Genomic DNA, 11,480 nt, shown 5'->3' with positions numbered 1-11,480 from the left:
TAAAGAATTGCTGGTTTACTTAAATGTATTATATATTCTGTTCAATTTTCAAAGACCATTTTCTTTCGCAACTTTCGCTGTTACTTTTTTGTGTCGCCCTCAAGCGACTTATTTAGTTTATCACTTGATTTCTTAACTGTCAAGAACTTTTTTAAAAAACTTTTGTTTTTTAATTCTTAACTTTGGAACTTCTTATTAGCTCCCTGCGACGTTTTATATATTATCACTTTAATATTATACTGTCAACACTTTTCTGCAAAATATTTAACACATATTATATTTCTAGGTTTTAGTAATTTGTTTTGTGACATAATCTGATAATATAAAAAGAAGAGGATCGATAAAAAAACCCTCTTCTAATATTTCTTTATAGACAATACTGTTTTATTTTTTCTTTTTAATTACTAATGGATACATAGCAGATCCTATAAGGGTTTCCCCTTTTCTTATTTCGCTTCCCTTATCTGCAATAACATTATCTAATACTGCATCATCATCAATATTACTATTCTGCATTATTATACAATCTTTAAGCTTAGTATTCTTTCCTACATATACTCTTCTGCCAATAATACAATTTTCAACTGTTCCTTCTATTCTGCATCCATTAGCTATAATAGAATTTATAACATTACTTCTATCTGAATAATGTGTTGGGCCTTCATCCTTGGTCTTTGTATAAATTGGTCTATCTTCATTAAATATTTCTTTATTTATTTTTCTACTTAATAAAGATATGTTTGCATCATATAAAGCTTTTATTGAATTTATACAATCTAAATGTCCAGTAAATTCATATGCCCCAACATTTAAAGTATTAAAATTATTATGAATATAATCTTTTACTTTTCTATATCTTCCTGTACTAACGCAGTCATTCACTATATTAGCAAATAATTCTCTCTTCATAATATACATTTCCATGTTGATATTAGCCTTAGGATTCTTTCCTATATTTTCTCCAACGCTTATAACGCTTCCTGCATCGTCTATATTCACTACACCGCAGTCTCCGAAGGCTTCATCTGCATTATTCACTTTTTTATATATCATTGTAACATCTTTACCAGTGCTCTTATGATATTCAAGAACATCATTATAATTAATATTACATATCATATAGCTTGGAGCAAGAAGTACATATTCTCTTCTGCTTCTATTTAAAAATTGCATATTTTCAGCAAAATTATGAACATCATCATATACAGGATCATCATTTCCAAAATTAAAAACTCTTAATCCATCAGTTTTTCTATTTAAATCCCATGGAATTCCATTACTAATATGGTCAATTAAAGATCTTGATTTATTCTTTGTAAAAATACCAATACAGTTAATACCTGAATTTGTCATGTTTGATAATACAAAATCTATAACTCTGTATCTTGCTGCTATTGGAACTGAAGCCAAAGATCTATTAACAACCAGTTCACCCATTCTATTTTCATTTTCATATAAATTAATTATACCTATACAATTTTTCATTTTCTTCTCCCCCTCTTGCATCCCAATTAGACAGCCTTATTGCTTTCTTCCATAACTGTACCCATTTTTACCTCTTCTTTAGCAGCAATAATTGCAATTTCATCTCCTAAAGATATCTTACAGTCTTTTCCTACAATAGCTCCATTTCCAACTATGGCTTTTTCAATTACAACATTATCACCAATTTTTGCATCTGTCATAATTATAGAATCTCTTATTACAGAATTTTTACCCACTTGTACACCTTGGAATAAAATCGAATTTTCTATTTGGCCATTAACCACACACCCCTCAACAATAAGCGAATTAGTTACTTTAGCATTTTCTCCTATATATTGTGCTGGTCTAACAGGATTCTTTGAATAGATTTTCCATTCTTCATCCTGTAAGTCTAATTCATTATCATCTCTTATTAAATCCATATTTGCTTCCCAAAGGCTGTTTATAGTTCCAACATCCTTCCAGTATCCTTTGAATGGATATGCTACCAACTTATTTCCATCTTGAAGCATTTTAGGTATTATATTCATACCAAAATCATTTTTAGAAGTCTTATCCGCTTCATCTTCTCTTAAATACTTCTTAAGTGTCTTCCAGTTGAATATATATATACCCATTGAAGCTAAATTATTTTTAGGATTTTTAGGCTTTTCTTCAAACTCATATACTGATAGGTCATCTCTTGTATTCATTATTCCAAATCTGCAAGCTTCTTTCATAGGTACTTCTATAACCGCGATTGTAGCTTCTGCATTTCTTTCTTTATGGAAATCTAACATTTTAGTATAATCCATCTTATAGATGTGGTCTCCAGATAGTACTAATATATACTCTGGATCATATCTATCAACAAATTCTATATTTTGATAAATAGCATTAGCAGTTCCCTTGTACCATTCTCCGCCTTTTTCTTCTTGGTATGGTGGTAATATGCTTACACCTCCATTTTCTCTATCTAAATCCCATGCTTCACCTATTCCAATATGTGCATTTAATTCTAATGGTTTATATTGAGTTAGTACCCCTACTGTATATATACCTGAATTAGAGCAATTGCTTAATGGAAAATCTATAATTCTATATTTACCTCCGAATGGAACTGCTGGCTTTGCTAATTTTTTTGTTAATACCCCTAATCTTGAGCCTTGTCCTCCTGCTAATATCATTGCTACAATTTCATTTTTACCCATATCTTTTCTCCCCTCATAGTTATTACTCTCAAAAATAACTTTATAAATAATATATTTAATAATATGTTCAACATATTAGATTTCACGTTTATGAATAAACTACATTTTTCTTAATATTTTAAAATCACGTTTTGAGATACTTATTATATTTGTATCCCCTATAAATTTATACTTTTCATCCTTATTAAATAAGTCTATATATTCCCCATTAAAAGCTATATCCTTAATAATCACATTTTTATTTGAAACATTCACAATCACTATAATTTTTTCATTTTCAAAATTTCTTTCAAACACTAGTACATCCTCTTCTGTCTTATATATAAAGAAATCTCCCTTTTTTAATGATTTTTCATGTACTCTTATATCTGCAATACGACGATAAAACTCTAATATATCCTCATTTTCTTCTCCCCAAGGATAACTCTTCCTATTATCAGGTTCTTTACCACCCTTAAGTCCAGCTTCATCCCCATAACATATCATAGGCACCCCTGGCAATGTAAATTGTACTGCTACCAATAATTTTAATAGCTCAATATTACCATCTAATACAGTTAAAATTCTTTCTGTATCATTAGTACCTGCAATATTTATGCTTCCATAGAATATTTCTCTTGGATAATTCTCATATATAGACATTATCTTCTGTCTAAATTTATCTGACTTTGTATATCCTTTAATAAAATTAATAAGTGATTCTCTTACTGGATAATTAGTTGTAGATTGAACCTCTTCTCCATATAAGTATTTTCTCTTCCTTGAATAACTAACTTTATTAGAAGCATCTTCCCATATATCTCCTATAAGTACAGTCTCTTTATTCATATCTTGTAACTTTTCTCTGATTAGCTTTATAAATTCATCTGGTAGTTCATCTATTACATTAAGTTTCCATCCGCTTGCTCCACTATTAATCCACCTTTTTATAATAGAATCATGATTTGTAACCATATATTCAATATAAGATTTCTGCATAGCATTAATATTAGGCTTAGAATCAATTCCCCACCAGCACTCATATTGGAAAGGGTAACTTCTAAATTTATACCAGCTATGATATTTTGAATTTGGAGATTGATATGCTCCTATTTCGTTATAGTTACCCTGTTTATTAAAATACCTGCTATCAGAACTTGTATAACTAAACACAGCATCTAGTATAACTTTCATTCCCATACTCTCTGCTAATCTGCAGAAATCTTTAAACTCTTCATTTGTTCCAAACATTTCATCTATTACTTCATAATCTCCAGTATCATATTTATGACAGCTTGATGATTTAAATATAGGACTAAGTAGAATAATGTTAACTCCTAATGACTTTATATAATCAAGTTTCTCAGCTATTCCTTTAATATTTCCACCATAAAAGTCCCATCTAATAATTCTCCCTTGATAATCTTTTATATACATAGGATCATCTGACCATCTACCATAAATAAATGAATTTTTTTTAGGTGAATTTATAGTCTTATCCTTATTTCCATTATAAAATCTATCTATTAATATTTGATATATAACTCCTTCTTTATACCAATCAGGTATACTTGTCTTACTGTATACTGTTATCTGGTACGGTACAGGATTATACGCATATAATTGCCCAACTCCACCTAAGTGTTCATCATTATTTCCATAATACAATCTGTCATACTTATCAATAAGGATAAAGTAATATTTTAATACTCCTTTTAAACCGGTAGTATCAATTTCTACAGAATATCTGTAAGATCCATCATTTAAATATTCCTTCTTCATTCCCATATTAAGTCTTGTCCCATCAAATTGTATTATTTCTAATGCAACTATTATTTTTTTATTAATATCAATTGACAGTTTTACTTTTTGTCCTTCTTCTACTGCTCCAAATGGTTTTCTAAATTTTAAGTCTTGCGAGTCGTGTAATACCTGTATGCCGTCCATTGATTAACCCTCCTATAGATTCTTATAAATTACTTCTGATCCCCAAATCCCTGTTGCATATTGTTCAATTGTTCTGTCAGATGAGAATATTCCTGAATGAGCGATATTTATACCACACATTCTCTGCCATTTATTCGTATCTCTATAAAGAGTATCAACCTTATCCTGAGCCTTTAAATATGAATCAAAATCTCTTAATACAAAGAACTCATCATTATAGGTTATTAGATTCTCATAAATGCTTCTAAATCTATTTTTATCACTGCTATATTTTCCATTTATTAAATCATTTATTACTCTTCTAACTCTTGGATCACTATTATAGATATCTATAGATTTATATCCTCCATTTCTATAGTAATTAAGAACTTCATCTGCAGTTAACCCAAAAATAATGATATTATCATCTGTTACTTCATCTCGTATTTCGATATTTGCTCCATCTAATGTTGCTACTGTAATAGCACCGTTCATCATAAATTTCATATTAGATGTTCCTGATGCTTCTTTAGTGGTTGTAGAAATCTGTTCACTTATATCTGCACCTGGTATAATTTCCTCAGCTAAAGATACTCTATAATTCTGCATAAAAACTACTTTTATTTTGTCATTAACTCTTGTATCCTTATTGATTGTGTCTGCAACACAGTTTATTAATTCAATTGTGTTCTTTGCTAAATAATAACCTGGTGCAGCTTTACCACCAAAGATAAAAGTTCTAGGCACAATATCGAGTTTTGGATTATCAATTAATTGATTATATAAATTCATTATTCTTAAGCAATTAAGAATCTGCCTCTTATAAGCATGTATTCTTTTTACTTGAATATCAAATATAGAATTAGGATCTACATTTATTTTATCATTTTTTAATATTAATTTTGACAATTTTTCCTTATTATTCTTTTTAATTATAGAAAGTCTTTCTAAAACAGAGTTATCATTTAGTTTGTGTTCAAAATTTCTTAAATCAAGTGGGTGATAGATAAAGCTATCCCCTATTGTTTCTTTGAGGAGTTCTGTAAGTTCTGGATTACTCTTTAAAAGCCATCTTCTATGAGTAATTCCGTTTGTTTTATTGTTAAATTTATTTGGATAAAGATAATAAAAATCACTCATTTCTCTTTTCTTTAATATTTCCGTATGAAGTTTTGCTACACCATTAACACTGTGACTCCCGACTATAGCCAAATTAGCCATTCTCACTTTATCATCAGCTATTATGGCCATTCTGGATATCTTATCCCAATTTCCAGGATACTTATTTGATAATTCTTCGCAAAATCTTCTGTTAATCTCTTCAACTATCATATAAATTCTAGGAAGAAGCTGCTTGAACATATCAACAGGCCATTTTTCTAATGCTTCTGATAAAATTGTGTGATTAGTATATGAAATAGTATTAGTAGTAATTCTCCATGCTGTATCCCAATCTAATCCCTCTTCATCTAACAAAATCCTCATAAGTTCAGGAATTGCTAATGTTGGATGAGTATCATTAATATGAATAGCAATTTTTTCATCTAACAATTCAATTCCTTCAGTACCATACTTTTTGTAATGCCTTACAATACTCTGTACTCCTGCAGATACAAAGAAATACTGTTGTTTAAGCCTTAAAATTTTTCCTTCATAGAATGAATCTTCTGGGTATAAAACCTGTGAAATAGATTCAACTGAATTTTTATATTTTATTGCTTGTAAAAAGTCTCCTCTACTAAATGAAGAAAAATCAAATTCATTAGATACTACTTCAGCACTCCATAATCTTAATGTATTAACTACGTTATTCTGATATCCAATGATAGGTGTATCATAAGGAACAGCCAGTACTGGTTCAAAATTTACATGATTAAATTTAAGCCTTCCATTTGCTTCACTCATTTGAATTTCTCCACCAAATTTGACTATTTCGGCTTTCTCAGGCTTTCTTTTCTCCCACATATTCCCTTCTCTTAGCCAATTGTCTGATACTTCGACCTGCTTTTGGTCTATAATTTTCTGCTCAAAAAATCCATATTTATATCTTATTCCGCATCCATTTCCTGCTATATCTAACGAAGCCATGGAATCAAGAAAACATGCTGCAAGCCTCCCAAGGCCTCCATTTCCAAGGCCTTGATCCTGCTCTAGTTTTTCTAACTCTTCTAAGTTTATCTTTAATTCTGCTAAAGCATCCCTGCATACATCTCTTATTCCCATGTTTAATAGTGAATCACCTAATAATCTTCCTAATAAGAATTCCATAGAAAAATAATAAACTTGTTTCTCTCCAGATTTCTTATACTTTTTATTAGTCTTCAGCCAATCCCTAGTGACATAATCCCTTACAAGACTAGCTAAAGCTTCATACTTCTGTTGATTGGTACCTTCCATTAACTCAATACCATGCATTTCTAAGAACTTGTTAACATAAGCCTTCTTGAATGCCTTTTTATCCATTTTGAGCATTAACACTCCTCCTTGTTGAAATTGTACCTAATCTCTTCCAGTTAATTCCCTATATAAATCGTAATATACTTGTGCTGATTTCTCCCAGCTATTATCAGAATTCATTGCATGATTTACAAGTGTTGACCAATGATTTTTATTTCTATAAATCCATAATGCATATTGTATTATGTTATATAATTCATCTGCATTATAATTTTTAAAGCTAAATCCATTTCCATATCCAGTATATTCGTTATATGCTGTTACAGTATCTTTTAATCCTCCAGTTTCTCTAACTATTGGAATAGATCCATATCTTAGTGCTATTAATTGACCAAGTCCACAAGGTTCAAATTTTGAAGGCATTAAGAACATATCACTTGCAGCGTATATCTTATGAGATAGCGCATTATCAAATCTAATATTAGCTGATACTTTATTACCATAAGCATAGTCAAGCCACTTAAAATGATCTTCAAACTGCTTTTCACCAGTACCTAAAATTACGAGTTGAACATTTTGTTGTAATAATCTATCTGCAATATTAACTAACAAATCTAATCCTTTTTGACTTGTTAATCTTGTAACCATTGCAATCATTGGAATATTTTCATCGACTGCTAGTCCTAAATCTCTTTGAAGTGCAGTTTTATTTGCAGCTTTGTTCTTAATTGAATTTAAATCGTAGTTTTTATAGATATATTTATCTGTTTTTGGATTAAATTCATCATAATCAATACCATTAACTATTCCTCTTAATGCATATGATCTATCTCTTAACACAGCATCTAATCTATGCCCATACTCTTGAGTCTGTATTTCGCCAGCATAAGTATTACTTACTGTTGTTACAATATCTGAGTAATATATCCCTCCCTTCATAAAGCTAACACCTGTATCAAACTGTAAGCATGTATTATCATATAACTCCATATCAAATCCAAATAATTCAGGTAAAATGATAGGATCAAAAACACCTTGAAATGCAATATTATGGATAGAATATACAGTCTTCATGTTCCAATAAAACCAATCATTCTTCTTATATTGGAATTTTAATAATACAGGTAGCATTCCTGTCTGCCAGTCATTACAATGAATTAAATCTGGCTGCCAATCTATCTGACGTAACATATCTAAAACTGCTCTGTCGAAAAATGCAAATCTTTCTGCATCATCATAGAATCCATAAATTCCATCTCTTTTAAAATATCTTTCATTATCCAAAACATAGTAAGTTACACCATTATAGAAACATTCCCATACACCACAGAAGCATTTTCTATAACCAACATAAACATTAAACCATCTATTAAATCTTAGTTTATCTTTAACTTCCCAGTTTAATTCTTTATACTTTGGTATTACAACTCTTATATCTACATTTTTCTTTGCAAGTGCTTTTGGTAATGCCCCTGCAACATCTCCTAATCCTCCTGTCTTAATAAACGGACTAGCTTCTGATGCTACAAATAAAACTCTCATTCTTTATCCCCCTTAGTCTGATTCAAACATATTTTAAGTAACTTATTTTTAATCTTTAAATCTATTGTTGTTCACTATTATCTATTAATAAATTTTTATTATTTTCTTTTTTAATATCTTTTATCTTTAATACTAAAGTAGCCATAGGTGGCACTTTAATTTTTAATGAATATGGTTGATTATGGAATGGTGCTTTTTCTGCAACTAATAGAGTATCCATAGTTTGACCTGAACCACCATACTTAGCATCATCGGTATTGAATAGTTCTTCATACTCACCTAGGAAAGGTACTCCTATTTGGTAATCATAATAAACAATTGGTGTAAAGTTAACTACAAATACTAAAGTATCTTCATCATCTCTACTTCTTCTAGTAAAAATTAATATACTTTGTTCATTATTATCTGCTTCAATCCAATTAAATCCTTTATAATTATGATCCAATTCCCAGAATGCTTTATTATCTAAATATAAATGATTTAAATCTTTAAAGAATAATTGAGTCTGTCTATTTATCTCATTATCATTTATAAGATTCCATTCTAAGCCCTCATATTCTCTCCATTCTATTCCTTGTGCAAATTCACATCCCATGAAAGAAAGTTTTTTACCAGGATGTCCCATCATATATCCCATAAAAGCTCTAAGACCTGCATACTTATTCCATTCATCACCCCACATTTTTTCTACTAAAGATTTTTTACCATGAACTACTTCATCATGTGATAGTGGTAATAAATAATTTTCTGCATAGTTATACATCATAGCAAAAGTTATATTTCTATGATTATGTTTTCTATATTTAGGATCAATTTCTACATACTCTAAAGTATCATTCATCCATCCCATATTCCATTTCATATTAAATCCTAGCCCATCATTAATTGCTGGCTTTGTAACATTTGGCCATGCAGTAGATTCTTCTGCAATCATAAGTGTTGTTGGATATTCATTAAATACAGCTTCGTTTAATTGCTTTAAAAAATCTATAGCTTCTAGATTTCCATTTCCGCCAAATTTGTTTGGAACCCATTCACCTGGCTGTCTACTATAATCAAGATATAAAATACTAGAAACTGCATCTACTCTTAATCCATCAACATGGAATTCTCTTAACCAATATAAAGCATTTGAAATTAAGAAACTCTTTACTTCTGGTCTACCTAAATCAAAATTGCATGTTCCCCAACCTTTGTTTTCTGCTCTCCATTCTTCCTGATATTCATAAGTTGGTGTCCCATCAAATTTATATAATCCATGAGCATCTTTACAAAAATGTCCTGGAGCCCAGTCCATAATTACCCCTATATTTTCTTCATGCAATCTATTTATTAACTTTTTAAGACCTTCTAAATTTCCATATCTACTTGTTGGAGAGTAATATCCAGTTCCCTGATATCCCCATGATGCATCTAGTGGATGTTCAACAAGAGGCATAATTTCAATATGAGTATATCCCATTTCCTTTATATATGAAGGAAGTTCTTCACATATTTCTTCATAAGATAAAAAGTCTCCATTCTCTTTTCTCTTCCAAGACCCTAAATGAATTTCATAAATATTTAATGGTTGTTCAAGAACATTTACCTTATCTCTCATTGAAATCCATTCAGTATCAGTCCATTTAAAATCTTCTGCTTCATATATAATAGAAGCATTTCCTGGTCTTAATTCACTTTGTATTGCATATGGATCAGCCTTAAATTCTCCTTGCTTTCCATTGGCATCTATAATGCAATACTTATACTTTTGACCTATTTGTGGCTCTTTAAAGAATCCTTTCCATATCCCATTATCAGTAATTCTCTCTAATTTATATTCATCTTTTACTTCAAAATTATTAAAATCACCAACAACATATACAGCTCTTGCATTAGGTGCCCAAGTAGCAAACTGTATACCTACTTCATCATTTTCAATTGTTTTATGTGAACCTAATATATTGTAAGCTTCATAATTCTTTCCTTGATGAAATAAATATTCATTGAAATTTGTTAGTTTTGTTTTATCCACTTCTACTGCAATACTTCTTGTAGCATTTTTTAAACTTTCCATATCTATTGATTCTTTTGTATTTTTCTCTTTTAACTCTACTTTTTCAGTTGATGCCTTAACTTTTGCTTTACCTTCACTCTTCTTAGCACTTGTTTTTTTAGCTGTTTTAGTAGCTTTATTTGTAGTCTTTTTAGATGTTTTTGTGTTAGTTGTAGATGTTTTTTTAGTCGTTTTACGCACCTTAACTTCCTTGTCTTCTACAACCAAATCCTTATCACCTTTTTCATCAACTACCTTAGCTGCTTTCTCCTCATTGTCAGCTTCATTTTCAAGTAAATTAATAACAGTGGATTTCTTTTTTGTAGCTTTAATTTCTTTAGTATTTGAACTTTCCTCTAATATTTCTTTTGGTTCTATCTTAGCTTTAGATTTATATGAACGCTTTTTCTTCGTAGTCTTCTCTTTTTCAGAGGATACTGAAGATTTTGCTTTCACAGATGCTTTCTTTTCCACACCATCTGCTTCCATTTTAGTATCCTCAGCTACTATTACTTCTGTATTATTTTTGTTACTTTTACTAGGCTTCTCTGACATTAATTCTTACCCCCATCCATTTTAGTATCCCTCTCATAGCCTTTATCCTTTCTTTTGTTTTTTTTACTTATTTTGCCTATAAATCTATTTTACCAAATTTTGAAATATATTTCACTCATTTTTAAATATTTTCTATACATTTTCTTAAAATTTATTTTTAGAGGGTAATGATAATATTCAAAATAAATAAAAAGAGAAGTAAACAAGATATAAAAACTATCTTAGTTTACCTCTCTTTTTTACGAAAATTTCTCTTTATCTCCAATTTATTAATCTATAGATAATTATGTAAATTTATTTATGAACGCTAAAAAGGATAGTTATTTCTAACTATCCTATACTTACCTGGCAACGTCCTACTCTTCCACACG

General features: G+C 29.8%; 6 protein-coding genes. All 6 read right to left on the bottom strand.

Annotation, left to right across the window (positions count from 1 at the left end; genetic code table 11):
• Window positions 1-384: 384 nt before the first annotated feature.
• The 6 genes from glgD to glgB all read right to left on the bottom strand — a co-directional run bounded on the left by glgD (window position 385) and on the right by glgB (window position 11,109).
• Window positions 385-1,485, bottom strand: a complete 1,101-nt coding sequence (gene glgD, locus HF850_RS14735; protein ID WP_169106184.1) for a glucose-1-phosphate adenylyltransferase subunit GlgD — start codon at window positions 1,483-1,485, stop codon at window positions 385-387.
• A gap of 26 nt (window positions 1,486-1,511) precedes the next feature.
• Window positions 1,512-2,675 (bottom strand): glucose-1-phosphate adenylyltransferase, encoded by a 1,164-nt coding sequence (locus HF850_RS14730; RefSeq protein WP_169106183.1) that lies wholly within the window; start codon window positions 2,673-2,675, stop codon window positions 1,512-1,514.
• Between the two features lie 99 nt (window positions 2,676-2,774).
• Window positions 2,775-4,601: a glycoside hydrolase family 13 protein gene (locus HF850_RS14725; RefSeq protein WP_169106182.1), complete on the bottom strand. Its 1,827-nt coding sequence runs from the start codon at window positions 4,599-4,601 to the stop codon at window positions 2,775-2,777.
• Between the two features lie 12 nt (window positions 4,602-4,613).
• Entirely contained in the window at window positions 4,614-7,052 is a 2,439-nt protein-coding gene (locus tag HF850_RS14720; RefSeq protein WP_169106181.1) for a glycogen/starch/alpha-glucan phosphorylase, read from the bottom strand.
• A 27-nt stretch (window positions 7,053-7,079) separates the two neighbouring features.
• Complete coding sequence (gene glgA / locus HF850_RS14715) at window positions 7,080-8,519, bottom strand: glycogen synthase GlgA (protein ID WP_169106180.1); 1,440 nt, start codon at window positions 8,517-8,519, stop codon at window positions 7,080-7,082.
• 61 nt (window positions 8,520-8,580) lie between these two features.
• Complete coding sequence (gene glgB / locus HF850_RS14710) at window positions 8,581-11,109, bottom strand: 1,4-alpha-glucan branching protein GlgB (RefSeq protein ID WP_206151694.1); 2,529 nt, start codon at window positions 11,107-11,109, stop codon at window positions 8,581-8,583.
• Between the last annotated feature and the right edge of the window lie 371 nt (window positions 11,110-11,480).

Origin of the sequence: Clostridium sp. SM-530-WT-3G (assembly GCF_012843905.1) — a bacterium.
Classification (GTDB): domain Bacteria; phylum Bacillota; class Clostridia; order Clostridiales; family Clostridiaceae; genus Clostridium.
The sequence above is the reverse complement of the archived record's forward strand: the minus strand, read 5'-3'. Positions and strand labels throughout refer to the sequence as shown.